15 protein-coding genes and 1 pseudogene are annotated in these 14,620 nt (G+C 31.6%); 11 read left to right on the top strand and 5 right to left on the bottom strand.

The features are described 5' to 3' along the window. Positions 1 to 32 precede the first annotated feature (32 nt). On the bottom strand, positions 33 to 419 hold the full coding sequence (locus tag OU788_RS02230) for an acyl-CoA thioesterase (RefSeq protein ID WP_274633650.1): 387 nt from the start codon (positions 417 to 419) through the stop codon (positions 33 to 35). 89 nt (positions 420 to 508) lie between these two features. On the opposite strand from OU788_RS02230, the gene OU788_RS02225 reads away from it, so the two are divergent. Next, positions 509 to 1,846, top strand: a complete 1,338-nt coding sequence (locus tag OU788_RS02225; RefSeq protein ID WP_274633649.1) for an MATE family efflux transporter — start codon at positions 509 to 511, stop codon at positions 1,844 to 1,846. Here OU788_RS02225 and OU788_RS02220 read toward each other — a convergent pair. The 3 genes from OU788_RS02220 to OU788_RS02210 all read right to left on the bottom strand — a co-directional run bounded on the left by OU788_RS02220 (position 1,843) and on the right by OU788_RS02210 (position 4,152). Continuing rightward, on the bottom strand, positions 1,843 to 2,517 hold the full coding sequence (locus tag OU788_RS02220; RefSeq protein ID WP_274633648.1) for a DUF2461 domain-containing protein: 675 nt from the start codon (positions 2,515 to 2,517) through the stop codon (positions 1,843 to 1,845). The two genes, OU788_RS02225 and OU788_RS02220, sit on opposite strands and share 4 nt — an antisense overlap. A gap of 80 nt (positions 2,518 to 2,597) precedes the next feature. Then, positions 2,598 to 3,689 (bottom strand): redox-regulated ATPase YchF, encoded by a 1,092-nt coding sequence (ychF, locus tag OU788_RS02215; protein WP_274633647.1) that lies wholly within the window; start codon positions 3,687 to 3,689, stop codon positions 2,598 to 2,600. A gap of 112 nt (positions 3,690 to 3,801) precedes the next feature. Beyond that, on the bottom strand, positions 3,802 to 4,152 hold the full coding sequence (locus OU788_RS02210) for a 4Fe-4S dicluster domain-containing protein (protein ID WP_028892008.1): 351 nt from the start codon (positions 4,150 to 4,152) through the stop codon (positions 3,802 to 3,804). A 70-nt stretch (positions 4,153 to 4,222) separates the two neighbouring features. Between OU788_RS02210 and OU788_RS02205 the strand changes: the two genes are divergently transcribed. From OU788_RS02205 to OU788_RS02160, 10 genes and pseudogenes are all read left to right on the top strand, one after another. Continuing rightward, complete coding sequence (locus OU788_RS02205) at positions 4,223 to 5,284, top strand: acyl-CoA reductase (protein WP_274633646.1); 1,062 nt, start codon at positions 4,223 to 4,225, stop codon at positions 5,282 to 5,284. Positions 5,285 to 5,337: 53 nt separating this feature from the next. Next, positions 5,338 to 6,402, top strand: coding sequence for a 3-phosphoserine/phosphohydroxythreonine transaminase (gene serC, locus OU788_RS02200; protein ID WP_274633645.1), 1,065 nt, complete (start codon positions 5,338 to 5,340; stop codon positions 6,400 to 6,402). A 76-nt stretch (positions 6,403 to 6,478) separates the two neighbouring features. Continuing rightward, positions 6,479 to 7,432, top strand: coding sequence for a D-2-hydroxyacid dehydrogenase (locus OU788_RS02195; RefSeq protein ID WP_274633644.1), 954 nt, complete (start codon positions 6,479 to 6,481; stop codon positions 7,430 to 7,432). 3 nt (positions 7,433 to 7,435) lie between these two features. Then, positions 7,436 to 8,678 (top strand): annotated as a pseudogene (locus OU788_RS02190) (DUF1015 domain-containing protein). Positions 8,679 to 8,706: 28 nt separating this feature from the next. Continuing rightward, the gene (locus tag OU788_RS02185) at positions 8,707 to 9,372 is read left to right on the top strand and encodes a YggS family pyridoxal phosphate-dependent enzyme (RefSeq protein ID WP_274633643.1); all 666 of its coding nucleotides are present in this window, start codon (positions 8,707 to 8,709) and stop codon (positions 9,370 to 9,372) included. Positions 9,373 to 9,403: 31 nt separating this feature from the next. Continuing rightward, on the top strand, positions 9,404 to 10,501 hold the full coding sequence (locus tag OU788_RS02180) for an exonuclease domain-containing protein (RefSeq protein WP_274633642.1): 1,098 nt from the start codon (positions 9,404 to 9,406) through the stop codon (positions 10,499 to 10,501). 32 nt (positions 10,502 to 10,533) lie between these two features. Further along, on the top strand, positions 10,534 to 11,349 hold the full coding sequence (locus OU788_RS02175; RefSeq protein WP_274633641.1) for an ion transporter: 816 nt from the start codon (positions 10,534 to 10,536) through the stop codon (positions 11,347 to 11,349). Continuing rightward, positions 11,350 to 12,258, top strand: a complete 909-nt coding sequence (gene miaA / locus OU788_RS02170) for a tRNA (adenosine(37)-N6)-dimethylallyltransferase MiaA (RefSeq protein WP_274633640.1) — start codon at positions 11,350 to 11,352, stop codon at positions 12,256 to 12,258. A 67-nt stretch (positions 12,259 to 12,325) separates the two neighbouring features. Further along, entirely contained in the window at positions 12,326 to 12,829 is a 504-nt protein-coding gene (locus OU788_RS02165) for an OmpH family outer membrane protein (RefSeq protein ID WP_274633639.1), read from the top strand. Between the two features lie 6 nt (positions 12,830 to 12,835). Next, positions 12,836 to 13,651: a DUF1853 family protein gene (locus tag OU788_RS02160; RefSeq protein WP_274633638.1), complete on the top strand. Its 816-nt coding sequence runs from the start codon at positions 12,836 to 12,838 to the stop codon at positions 13,649 to 13,651. Here the strand turns inward: OU788_RS02160 and OU788_RS02155 are convergent. Continuing rightward, complete coding sequence (locus OU788_RS02155; RefSeq protein WP_274633637.1) at positions 13,626 to 14,549, bottom strand: EamA family transporter; 924 nt, start codon at positions 14,547 to 14,549, stop codon at positions 13,626 to 13,628. The genes OU788_RS02160 and OU788_RS02155 overlap by 26 nt on opposite strands. Positions 14,550 to 14,620 lie beyond the last annotated feature (71 nt).

Here is a 14,620-nt window from a genome sequence, read left to right as displayed (position 1 = left end):
TAAATTTATAAGTGCAAAGATATTGTTCTTTTTTACGGTAATAATAAGTTTGTTACTTCTTTCGTAATTCTTTTAGGTTTTTTGGTAGTAGCATCTAATAAACAAAATGTGGTTTGTGATTTTACTAATAATGTTTCGTCTCTATAAATTTCAAAATGACGAATAGATTTTATTCCTTCGGTTTTACCAACCCAAGTTCTAAGCGTTACTTCATCTCCCAAAACAGCTTGATTTTTATAATCAACTTCATGACGAATAACAAACCAAACATAATCAATATTTGTCGCTTTTTTTGATAGCTCTTTCCAATGGGCATCAGAAATATTCTGCATCCATTGCACGTATACCACATTATTCACATGGTTATACTCATCTATTTCATTAGCTGTTACAATATGTTTTTGTTCAAATACATTCATATAACAAACTTACAGGTTTGATGTTAATTATTACTTAAATATAACGTAGATTTTAAATTAGAACGATAATTCGTGTTAATTTAGGCAACATGAATAGAATCGCTGACGACTTAGGAACAAAAAGTATTAGTCAACTTCTTTTAAAACAAGCTATTCCTGCTTCCATTGGTATTTTAGTCATGTCAATTAACATGATAGTAGATACTATTTTTGTTGGAAGATGGATAGGTGTTTTAGCTATTGCTGCAATTACTGTTGTGCTACCTATTGCTTTTTTAATCTCATCTATAGGAATGGGAGTCGGAATTGGAGGAAGCTCTATTATTTCAAGAGCTTTGGGTGCTGATAAATCTGATAAGGCTTTTGAAGTCTTCGGAAATCAGATATCACTTACTATTGTACTTTCAGTAATATTTGTGCTTTTAGGAACCTTCTTTAGCACGCCTATCTTACAACTTTTTGGAGCGAATGGAGATATAATTGTACCTGCTACTGAATATTTTAATGTAATTGTTTGGGGAGTTCCTTTTTTAGCTTTTGCTATGATGGGAAATCCTGTAATTAGAGCTGAAGGAAAACCTAATTACGCGATGCTTACTATGTTATTTCCTGCCATTGCTAACATATTCTTAGATGTTGTGTTTATAAAATTCATGAATTTAGGAATATTTGGTGCAGGATTAGCTACTTCTATATCGTACGCTGTTAGCGGATTATTTATTTTATGGTTTTTCTTTTCTAAGAATACTCAACTAAAAGTGATTCCTAAATACTTTAAACTCAATTTTTCCATCGTAAAAGAAATTGTTTCTTTAGGTGGTGTAACGGTAGTAAGGCAAGGAACCATAAGTTTGCTTACTATTGTTTTAAACTACACACTTTTTAAATACGGAGGGGAAATATCTATTGCTATATATGGTATCATCAACAGAGTTATGCTGTTTGCCCTTTTTCCTGTTTTAGGAGTAACTCAAGGCTTCTTACCCATTGCAGGATATAACTATGGAGCAAATAATATTGAACGAGTTAAAGAGAGTATTAAAACCTCGATACTTTTTGGTACAGGAATAGCTATTATTATTTTTATCGCTATCATGTTGTTTCCAACTCAATTGGTAAGTATTTTTACTGAAGATAAAGAACTGTTAAACAGCACACCCAATGCGTTAATTATTGCTTTTTTAGCAACACCTGTAATTACAACCCAATTAATTGGTGCGGCCTATTTTCAAGCAGCAGGAAAAGCGTTACCTGCTTTACTTTTAACACTTTTAAAACAAGGAATCTTTTTAATTCCTTTGGTATATATACTACCCAAGTTTTATGGGGTAAATGGTGTGTGGATGTCGTTTCCTATCGCTGATATTTCATCAACTTTGGTTACTTATATTTATTTAAAAAGAGAAGTTCGATTGAACTTAAATTAATCTAAAAGACTTTCTCCGTTTAAGTTCGTGGTTAAAACATCACTCATATAATCAAAGAAAGGTCGAAGAGCTTTAAAAGCATGATCTACTCTTGTTAAAAATTCTGGAGCAAGAACTTCTTTATCAGAAAAATGTTGAATAGCAATATACCCTTTTTTGCGAATCAAATCGATATCTGGATGTTCTTTGTCAAATCCTTTTGGAGCTGTTTTTAGTTCATCTCCTTCAAGCTTACCTCCAAAATATTGTGCATAATTTTTCTCTTCTAAAATTTCTCTAATTTCAGAAGCGTCCATTTCAAATTCTTTACGAATACGAAGTAAATCCTCTTTATTTGGTTCCCAAAATCCACCTGCTAAAAAACTATCTCCAGGGCAAATATGCAAATAATAGCCTCCTCTTAATTCTGGTTTTTTTCTATGAAAAGAACCTCCAAAATGTGTTTTATAAGGAGTTTTATCTTTTGAAAAACGCACATCTCTATAAATTCTGAATAACTTGTGCTTATCAACTTCATCATGCTTATTTAGATTTTCTTGAATGGTTTTGTACACCTCTTTTGCATTGTTTTGAGCTTTGGTGAATTCTTTTTTATGCTCAGTAAACCAATCACGATTGTTATTTTCTTTTAAGTCTTTTAAAAATTGAAATGTTTGTTTATCTATTTGCATTTTAAGCGAATTTGAGATTCTAAGGTACAAAAAAACTCCACTATCATCTAGTGGAGTTTGTATTTTATATTAGGTGTAGATTACACGTTAAATCTGAAATGCATTACATCACCATCTTTAACAACGTATTCCTTTCCTTCTACTCTCATTTTACCAGCTTCTTTTACTTTAGCTTCGCTACCAAATGCAACATAATCGTCATAACTGATAGTTTCTGCACGGATAAATCCTTTTTCAAAATCGGTGTGAATTACTCCTGCAGCTTGTGGTGCAGTTGCTCCAACAGGAATTGTCCAAGCTCTTACTTCTTTAACACCTGCAGTAAAATAAGTTTGTAAGTTTAATAACTTATATGCCGAACGAATTAAACGAGAAACACCTGCTTCTTCTAATCCGATATCTGCTAAAAACATTTGACGCTCTTCGTAGTCTTCTAATTCTGTAATATCAGCTTCTGTACCTACTGCTAACACAATAACTTCAGCATTTTCGTGAGCTACATTTTCTTTTACCTTATCAACATAAGCATTTCCAGAAACTGCTGAACCTTCATCAACATTACATACATATAATACTGGTTTTGCAGTAATGAACTGTAATGGATGTACAAACTCTTCTTCCTTTTCAGTAAACTCGATAGAACGTATAGACTTTCCTTCTAATAAAGTAGCTTCAACTTTCAATAAAATTTCTAATTCTACTTGCGCTTCTTTGTTACCAGTTTTAGCAGTTCTTTTTACACGCTCTAAACGCTTTTGAACTGTTTCTAAATCTTTTAATTGAAGTTCAATATCAATTGTTTCTTTATCACGAATAGGATCTACAGATCCATCAACGTGCACAATATTATCGTTATCAAAACAACGTAATACATGTAAAATAGCATCCGTTTCACGAATGTTTGCTAAGAATTGATTTCCTAAACCTTCTCCTTTACTTGCTCCTTTTACCAATCCTGCAATATCTACAATCTCTACAGTTGCAGGTAATACTCTTTCAGGGTTAACTAATTCTTCTAATTTTTCTAAACGAGTATCTGGTACATTTACCACTCCTAAGTTTGGTTCAATGGTACAAAACGGAAAGTTAGCACTCTGTGCCTTTGCGTTTGATAAACAGTTAAATAAGGTTGATTTCCCTACGTTAGGTAATCCTACAATTCCAGCTTTCATTCTATGTTTTTATTGAAATTTTGCGAGTGCAAATATAGATTATTATTCATGAAAAAACCTCGAAATGTATCGAGGTTCTAATATTTCTTATGTTTAAGACAGTATGAGACTGTTATTCGTTATGCATAAAACGTTGTTTCGCTAATAGCTCCTCCTCTGTTTCTACATTATCTTCATCAGGAACACAACAATCTACAGGACAAACTGCCGCACATTGTGGCTCTTCATGAAAACCTTTACATTCAGTGCACTTGTCAGCAACGATGTAATAAATTTCATCAGAAATTGGTTCTTGATCTTCATCGGCATTGGCAGATTTACCGTTTGGTAAAACGATATTTCCTGTTAAATCAGTACCGTCTGCATATTTCCAATCATCTGCTCCTTCGTAAATAGCTGTGTTTGGACATTCAGGTTCACAAGCCCCACAATTTATACATTCATCTGTTATTATAATTGCCATAATTAATCTCTTTCAGTTTTGTAACTTTGCATTTGCAAAAATAGTTCCAATTTAATTTAGAACCAAATAAATGGATAGTATAAAAAGTAGAATCAACGCTTTTCATAAACTAGGAGAATTTTTAAGCCAGTTTTCTCAAGAAAAAATCGAGAAAAAAGAAAATATAGAACATAATGAGTTATTTTTTGATGGATTTAAACATCAACTTAAAATAGCAGGAGAAAACAATACGTGGTTTACGAAAGAAAACCTGTTGTTTTCAATAGAAAACTGGGCAAAAGCCTTGACCACAGATAATTTAACTGAATGGATTTCTAAAGAAGATTTAGGAAAAAACGACGCTAAGTTAATTGCTATTATTATGGCTGGAAATATTCCTTTAGTAGGATTCCACGATTTTTTATCGGTATTAATCTCTGGTCATTCAGTTTTAGTGAAGCAATCGTCTAACGACAAACATTTATTGCCTTTTTTAGCTAAGTATTTGGAGTATGTTGAACCTGAATTGAAAGGAAAAATATCATTTACTGAAGAAAAATTGACTGGTTTTGATGCTGTAATTGCTACAGGAAGTAACAATACAGCTCGTTATTTTGAATATTATTTTAAAGGCAAACCTAGTATCATCCGAAAAAACAGAAATTCTGTAGCTGTATTAACAGGAAATGAATCGGAAGAACAAATGCAAAATTTAAGTGAAGATGTTTTTCGTTACTTCGGGTTAGGATGCCGTTCAGTTTCAAAAGTATTTATTCCGAAAGACTATAATTTCGACGCTTTTTTCAACGGAATGTATCAACAACACGAGATTATAAATAATATTAAATACGCTAACAATTATGATTATAATAAGGCGGTGTATTTAATGAGTGAGTTTGATATTTTAGATAATGGTTTTTTAATGATTAAAGAAGATGAGAGTTACGCCTCTCCTATCGCTTCTGTTTTCTATGAATACTACGACAATTCTGATGATTTGAAGATAAAACTTTGGGAAGATAGAGAGCAAATTCAATGTGTGGTGGCAAACAATTTTATAGAAAATGAAATTGAATTCGGGCAAACACAACATCCGAAGTTATGGGACTATGCTGATGGGGTAAATACATTAGAATTTTTATCAAAAATTTAGAACACCTCTCTATATAAATTTGCACCTTTGTGTAGCAAAACACAACAACACAAATGAAAAAACACAACTTTAGCGCGGGTCCTTGTATTTTACCAGAAGAAGTGCTTCAAAAGGCTTCTGAAGCTGTTATTAATTTTAATAATGACAACTTGTCTTTAATTGAGATTTCTCATAGAAGTAAACCTTTTGTAGAGGTGATTGAGAAAGCAAGAAGTTTAGCTTTAGAGTTATTAGGACTAGAAAATAAAGGCTACAAAGCATTGTTTTTACAAGGTGGTGCAAGTATGCAATTTTTAATGGTTGCCTACAATTTATTGAATAAAAAAGCTGCGTATTTAAATACTGGAACTTGGAGTAGTAATGCGATTAAAGAAGCTAAATTATTTGGAGAATTGGTAGAAGTTGCTTCTTCAAAAGATAAAAACTTCAGCTACATTCCAAAAGGATATCAAATCCCTACCGATGTAGACTATTTTCACTGTACCAGTAACAATACGATTTTCGGAACACAAATGAAGAGTTTCCCTGAAACTTCAGTTCCAATGGTATGTGATATGAGTTCTGATATTTTTTCTCGTCAATTAGATTTTTCAAAATTTGATTTGATTTATGCCGGAGCTCAAAAAAATATGGGGCCAGCAGGTACAACTTTAGTGGTTGTAAAAGAAGATATTTTAGGAAAAGTAGAACGTCAAATACCTTCTATGTTAAATTATCAAGTGTTTATTGATAAAGACAGCATGTTTAATACACCTCCTGTATTTCCAGTATATACATCTATGTTAACATTGGATTGGTTAAAAGATTTAGGGGGAATTGAATTTATTGAAAAAGTAAACGAGAAGAAATCAGCTTTACTATATAATGAGATAGATAGAAACCCTTTATTTAAAGGAGTTGCAGCTATAGAAGATCGCAGCCACATGAATGCGACATTCACTTTAACCGATGAAAACTTACAAGCTAAGTTTGATACTATGTGGCAAGAAGCCAATATTAATGGATTACACGGTCATAGAAGTGTTGGTGGATATCGCGCAAGTATGTACAACGCATTACCTTTGTACAGCGTTCAAGCATTGGTAGATGTAATGCAGGAATTAGAAAGAACTAGTTAATGAATCAATTTGAAAATTTGAAAATGAAGCAATGCTCTTTTTAATTTTTCAATTTTTAACTTTCAAACAAAATTAGATGAAAATATTAGCGAATGATGGAATTTCCGTTAGCGGAATTGAGGCTTTGGAAAAAGCAGGATTTGAAGTATTAAACACCAAAGTTGCTCAAGAACAACTTGAAAACTATATAAACGAACACAGTATTGATGCTATCATAGTAAGAAGTGCTACGCAAATACGTCAAGAATTGATAGAAGCTTGCCCAAGTATTAAATTAATTGGTCGTGCAGGTGTTGGTATGGATAATATTGATATTGAATATGCTATCGATAATGGTGTACATGTTGTAAATGCTCAAAGTGCATCTGCTCTTTCAGTAGCTGAGTTGGTGTTTGCGCATTTGTTCGGTATGGTACGCTTTTTACATCAATCGAATCGAGAAATGCCTTTAGAAGGTGACATAAGCTTCAACTCTTTAAAAAGACAGTTTTCTCAAGGGATTGAATTAAGAGGTAAAACTTTAGGTATTATAGGTTTTGGTCATATCGGACAAGAGGTAGCTAAAATGGCATTAGGATTAGGAATGAAAATAATTGCTACGGACACTGAAGTAGAAAATGCTACTATTACAATTCCTTTTTTCGATGGACAAGTAGTTAATTTTTCCGTAGAAACTCAATCGTTAAAAGAGGTTTTGTCTAAATCAGATTTTGTAACCTTGCATTTACCAGCACAAGAAGAGTACGTTATAGCTGCTACTCAGTTTGATCAAATGAAAGACGGAGTTGGAATTATCAACACTTCAAGAGGTAGTGTTTTAAATGAAGTTGATTTAGTAAATGCTATTGAAAGTGGTAAAGTTAAATATGCTGGATTAGATGTTTTTGAGAATCAGCCAACACCTGAAATTCAATTATTGATGAATCCAGAAATCTCTATGACACCACATATTGGTGCATCTACTATTGAAGCACAAGAAAGAATTGGAGTTGAATTAGCCAATAAAATTATAAAACTATTAAGCGAATAATTCATGGCGATTGTAAAACCATTTAAAGCGGTAAGAGCTACGCGTGATAAAGTGGCGTTAGTTTCCTCTAAATCATATGAAATTTATACTCCTGCAGAGATTGGAGCAAAGCTAGACTTTAATCCGTATACATTTTTACATGTAATTAACCCTGGATATAAATACCATAAACAAGATGTAACGGGTGAACAACGTTTTAAATTGGTACACAACCGTTATTTAGAATTTAAAGAAAATGAGATTTTTAAACAAGATGAAACTTCCGCTTTTTATGTATATCAAAAAATAACTCCTTCAGATAATTTCTGCGGAATTATAGCAGCAACTTCTGTTGAAGATTATCATAATAATGTGATAAAAAAACATGAAGATACTTTAAGAGAACGTGAGTTACTGTTTGAAAATTACTTAAAAAACACAGGCTTTAATGCTGAACCAGTACTACTAACCTACCCTGATAATGATGTAATAAATTCAATTATACAAAAATATCAGAAGCAGCGACCAGAGTACGAGTTTTCTACTTCTGATAGAGATTTACACTTTTTATGGGTGGTGAATGATAGCAACGATGTAGCTAAAATTTCTGAGGCATTTCAACAAGTTAACACTTTATATATTGCTGACGGTCATCATCGTTCTACCTCTTCTTGTTTATTGGCTCAAAATTTAGCAGAAAACAATCCAGAGCACACAGGTAAAGAAAATTACAACTATTTCATGAGTTATCTATTACCTGAAAGTCAGTTAAAAATTTATGAGTTCAATCGATTTATTAAAGATTTAAACGGATTAACTCCTGAAGAATTACTGATTGAATTAGACACACATTTTAGAATAGAAAATCGTGGGCAAGAGCTCTACAAACCAAAAGAAAAGCATCACTTTAGTATGTATTTAAACGGTGAGTTTTATGCCTTGTATTTACGTAAATCACTTTACAAATTCACTGATTGTTTAAGCGAGCTAGATGCCTATATTTTATACACAACCGTATTACAACCTATTTTAGGAATAGACGACATTAGAAACGGACGCTTCTAAAATTGTGTATTCGCAAAATAAATCAGACGGATTAGAACTTAAAACCAAGGTAGATAGCGGAGAGTTTAAAGTTTCCTTTGGAATGTTACCTACCAACATAGCAGAGTTAAAAACAATCGTAGATGCTGGTTTAATGATGCCTCCTAAAACCACCTATATAGAGCCTAAATTACGAAGTGCTTTAACTATTTACGAATTTTAGTACCATATCAGCACATACAGTTATTATCATGACAGGAATTAAAGAAAATCTTCAAAAAATAAAATCAAGTTTACCAAAACATGTAACGCTAGTTGCAGTTTCAAAAACGAAACCTGTTTCCGATTTGCAGGAAGCTTACAATGCAGGGCAACGCGTATTTGGAGAAAACAAGATCCAAGAAATGGTTGCCAAGTATGATGAACTTCCTAAAGATATTCAATGGCACATGATTGGACACCTACAACGTAATAAAGTTAAGTACATGGCACATTTTGTGCATTTAATTCACGGTGTAGATAGCTTTAAAACCTTACAAGAAATTGATAAACAAGCGAAGAAACACGATAGGGTTATTAATTGTTTATTACAAGCTCGTATCGCTAAAGAAGATACCAAGTTTGGTTTACCTTTTAACGAAATAGAAGAAATTTTAGCTTCCGATGAATTAAAAGAATTAAAGAACATCAAAATTGTTGGATTGATGGGAATGGCTACATTTACTGAGAATCAAGAGCAATTACAAGAGGAGTTTTCATCATTAGCGAGCTTTTTCAATAAAAATCAGGAAAAATATCCGAATTTAACTACTCTATCTATGGGAATGAGTGGAGATTATGAATTAGCCATTAAAAACAGAAGTAATATGGTACGAATAGGAAGCTCAATTTTTGGAGTTAGAAATTATATTGCTTAGATTTACATAAATCTGCTAAAAAAAGAGAGAATTGTACGCTATTTTAGACATAGAAACTACTGGAGGAAAGTATAACGAAGAAGGAATTACTGAAATTGCTATTTATAAATTTGATGGACATCAAATCGTAGATCAATTTATTAGTTTAGTAAATCCGGAAAGAGATATCCAAGAATTTGTTGTTAAACTAACAGGAATTAACAACAAAATGCTCCGTAATGCACCTAAGTTTTATGAAATAGCTAAACGAATCGTTGAAATTACTGAAGATTGTTTTATGGTTGCTCATAATGCTAACTTCGATTATCGAATTTTACGCACAGAGTTCAACCGTTTAGGTTATGATTATAAGCGTAATACCTTATGTACTGTAACTCTTAGTAAAAAATTAATTACTGAAGCTCCATCGCACAGTTTAGGTAAGTTGTGTAGGTTTATAGGAATACCAATGTCTGATCGTCATAGAGCAACAGGAGATGCATTGGCAACAGTACAGTTATTCAAGTTATTATTAGAAAAAGACACCGAAAAAGAGATTATCCAACAGTCTATCAAGTATTTTGATAATAGACATGAGAAATTTCGAATTCAAAAAATATTAGACAGTCTTCCTGAAAAACAAGGGGTGTTTTACATACACAATAAAGAAGGAAGTATTATTTACATTGGTAGAGGAAACAACATGAAACACGAAGTAAATAAACTTTTTTTGACTGAAACGAGAAAAGGATTAAAAATAGTAAAAAGAGCTTCGGAAGTTACTTTTAACGAAACTGGCAATTTACTTTTTACACGTCTTAAATATCATTTAGAGTTAGAAAAACTAAGACCTAAATACAATATTATCAGAAGAAAAAAAATTGCGGATAGAAACTTTAATCATGATCATATGATGATTATCGATAAAGGTCGTATTCCTGAAGAACACGCTGTAATTTTAATAGAAAACAACGAGGTTATAGGTTATACATATACAAACTTAGCTTTTCAAGAAAATCAATTATCTATCTTAAAATCAATGCTAACTCCTATTGAAAATAAAGAACTAGCAAAAACAATAATTAAGAACTACTTGTTAAAAAACAAAGTGTCTAAAATTGTGCGATTACAAGTTGAAAATAATTTGTAATATTGTTGTAAACCACTCAATAATTTACTGTTTTGGAAGAAAAATCACTTAATTGGAGAGATAAATTACATGAAATAATTTATGAAGCAGACACACCTGCTGGAAGGTTATTTGATATCGTTTTATTGTTTGCTATTTTAGCGAGCATCATATTAGTAATGCTAGAAAGTGTAGATAGTTTTGATAAAAAACATCATACTTTTTTATATGTATCTGAGTGGATAATTACAATTCTTTTTTCAATAGAATACATCCTAAGAATCATATCTATTAATAAACCAACTAAATATATTTTTAGCTTTTACGGTATAATAGATTTCTTATCTACAATTCCTATGTATTTAACCTTCTTCTTTGTAGGTTCTCATAGTAGTTTAATAGCTTTAAGAGCTTTGCGTTTATTAAGGGTTTTTAGAATTCTTAAAGTATCAAGATATATAGGTGAATCAAATGAGCTTATTAAAGCATTAAATGCCAGTAAAGCTAAAATTGGAGTATTTCTTTATTTTGTACTCATTATCTGTATCATTTTAGGTTCTATCATGTATTTTATTGAAGGAGCAGAAAATGGTTTTACCAGCATTCCTAGAAGTATTTATTGGTCTATCGTAACTCTTACCACAGTTGGGTATGGTGACATTGCTCCACAAACAGCTTTAGGGCAATTTATAGCAAGTATAACAGTTATTATAGGTTATGCTATTATTGCCATTCCAACAGGAATTGTAAGTTCTGAAATGACAAAAAAGAAAGTAGATTTAAACACACAATCTTGTCCGAATTGCTCATACGAAGGTCATAAAGATGATGCCGAATTTTGTTATCATTGCGGAACAAAACTGAACTAAATGCCACAAACAAATATCTTAATTACCATTGTAGGAGCTACGGCTATAGGAAAAACAGCACTAAGTATTAAACTAGCTCAACACTTTAACTGTGATATTGTTTCGTGCGATTCTCGTCAGTTTTATAAAGAAATGACTATAGGAACAGCAGTTCCAGATGCTGATGAACTTGCTGCTGCCCCACACCATTTTATTCAAAATCGTAGCATTTTTGAAGATTATTCAGTCGGTCAGTTTGAAAAAGACGCTTTAGCTAAGCTTGATGAACTATTTGTTGAAAATCCTATTCAAATTATGGTAGGTGGTAGTGGATTGTATGTTGATGCGGTTTTAAAGGGTTTTGATGAATTTCCAGATGTAGATCCTCAAATTAGAATTGATTTAACTACTAAACTTGATAACAAAGGAATTGAGCATCTTCAACAGCAATTAAAAGAATTAGATATTGAAACCTACAATACAATTGCTACTGACAATCCGCATCGATTAATTCGTGCTTTGGAAATTTGTGTCGGAACAAGAAAAAGATACAGTTCTTTTAAAAGCAAGCCAAAAGCTCCACGCAACTTTCAAACTATAAAAATTGGTTTAAAAGCAGATAGAGAAATCATGTACGATCGTATAAATCGTCGAGTAGATATTATGATTGAAAACGGTTTGATTGAAGAAGCCCAAAAACTACATCAATATAAAAAGTTAAATGCATTACAAACAGTAGGATACCGAGAGTTATTTGAATATTTCGAAGGTAACTTCACTAAAGAATTTGCAATTGAAGAAATAAAGAAAAATTCTCGAAGATTTGCCAAACGCCAAGGAACTTGGTTCCGTAAAGACCCAGAAATTATTTGGTTCGATTTTCAAGAAGATGTAAATAACATTATCGCAACCATTGAGAGTAAAAAGTAAAATTTAACGAATTTTAAGGTTCGTACATTAACCACTTTTTTATATTTGTCACAAAACACAGAAATTTATGAAATCAAAAATCACATTTATACTCGCTTTATTTTTTATCGGATTTACAAATGCACAAACGAAAGTAGGTACTGTAGATAGTGAATTAATTATTAGTAAAATGCCACAAATGAAAGGTGTTTTACAACGTGTAGAAAACTATGGTAAACAATTAGATTCTAGTTTTCAAATTAAAGCGACAGAATATAAAACAAAGGTAGATTCTTTTAAAGCTGAACAAGAATTAATGACGGATGATGATAAGAAGAGTCGAGTTCAAGAAATACAGGTGCTTGAACAAGAAATGGCTAAATTTCGTCAAAACGGAACAGCAATGATGCAAATTCAAAGAGAACAAAGTTTACGCCCGTTATATAAAAAAGTAAGTGAAGTAATTGCTGAAGTAGCTAAAGAAAATGGCTATACCCAAATTTTAACAACTACAGGAAATGAATTTGGATATCTTGATGAGCGTTTTGATATCACAAAATTGGTATTAGACAAACTAGGAATTAAAGAGTAATTCTTTATGTACCAAAAACAAAAAGACTTACAATTACAATACGAAGGATTTTTACAAACACCTTTTCTATGGCATGGAAAAGGTGTTTTTGATTTAGAACAATTTTGTGTTTCAAAAGTTATAACCTCTTCTTTTTCCGAAGAAATTACACAGAAATTACGTTTAGGTAAGTTAGTAGAGCGTTTTGTTTCTTTTGATTTACAGCAAGATTCCTCAATAACCATTCTCACAGAAAACATTCAAATTCAACAAGAAAAAATAACCTTGGGTGAACTGGATTGTATTCTAAAACAAAACGAAAAAACTATTCATTTAGAAATAGTTTACAAGTTTTATTTGTATGATGCTACTGTTGGTGATTCTGAGATTGAGCATTGGATTGGTCCTAACAGACGAGATTCTTTTGTTCAAAAACTAAGTAAATTAAAAGAAAAACAATTACCGCTACTCTACTCTAAGCAATCTAAAAAGTATTTAGATGAATTAGGGTTAGACGCTACTGAAATTACGCAACAAGTTTATTTTAAAGCACAATTATTTGTACCTCTCCAAGATATAAATAAGGAATTCACTTTAGTTAATAATGAATGTATCTACGGATTTTATATTTACCCTAAGGAATTAGTTCAATTTTCTGATTGCAAGTTTTACATCCCTAATAAACACAACTGGTTGGTCAATCCACACCCTAACGTTGATTGGTTAAACTTTGAATCGTATCAAAATAAACTTCAACAGTTTTTAAATGAAGAAAATGCACCTCTTTGTTGGTTAAAAAAGCCCAATGGAGAACTACTTAAATTTTTTGTGGTTTGGTGGTAACTTTCAATTTTGAAATTCGCTTTCTTGAAGTAATAAAATAAACTCCAGATAACAATACTACTGATGCAATAATTGATTGCGTTGTTAAAGTTTCATCTAAAAAATACCATCCTAAAAATAAGGCTACAACAGGGTTTACATACGCTGATGTTGACACTTTTTCAGTAGGAACAATTTTCAATAAATAATTGAAAGAAGTAAAGGCTACAATACTTCCAAAAACAATTAATAAAAACATAGCTCCTTGTGCTTTAAAAGACCAATCTAAAGGAGAAGTCCATGTTTCTTTTAACATAAAAGATCCTATAAAAAGTAATCCGCCTGCAAAAAGCATCTGATATCCTGTGCTTACAAAAAAGTTCTTAGGAAGTTTTGCTTTAGCCACAAATACACTACCATAACTCCAGCTTAAAACACAAGAAAAAATCATAAAAATTCCTATTAACATATCTTTTGAAGTTGTTATTTCATTTTGACTTACTAATAAATACATTCCTATAATACCTAGTACAACTCCAATAATTGATTTTCGCTGCATTTTCTTTCCATCAATCAAACGTAAAAGTAACAATACAAATAAAGGCTGTGTAGCTGCTAATAATGCCCCAAAACCACTATCTACAAACTTCAGTGCCCAAACAAACATTCCGTTTCCATATACTAAAAAAAGAAAACCAGCTATCGCAGAATTTAAAAGTTGTTTTTTAGTCACTTTTATTTCTCTCTTTAAAAGTTTAGCTATTAGCATTATTAGCGCTCCCGATATAGAAAAACGAATGGCTGCTAATAACAATGGTGAAACTTCTGTAACAACTATTTTGTTCAGTAAATAAGTTGATCCCCAAATAACATAAATAGCAATAAATGCAGTTATAATTAGTGGTTTAGATTCTTTCATTTTATCTATATTCTAATGCGCTAAAAGTACGATAAAACCTTTTTGCTTGTTCTTGAAAAAGAAAAAATCGT

This window comes from Tenacibaculum sp. L6 (assembly GCF_028823685.1).
Lineage (GTDB): Bacteria > Bacteroidota > Bacteroidia > Flavobacteriales > Flavobacteriaceae > Polaribacter.
Note: the sequence above shows the minus strand (reverse complement) of the source record. Positions and strands in the feature narration are given on the sequence as shown.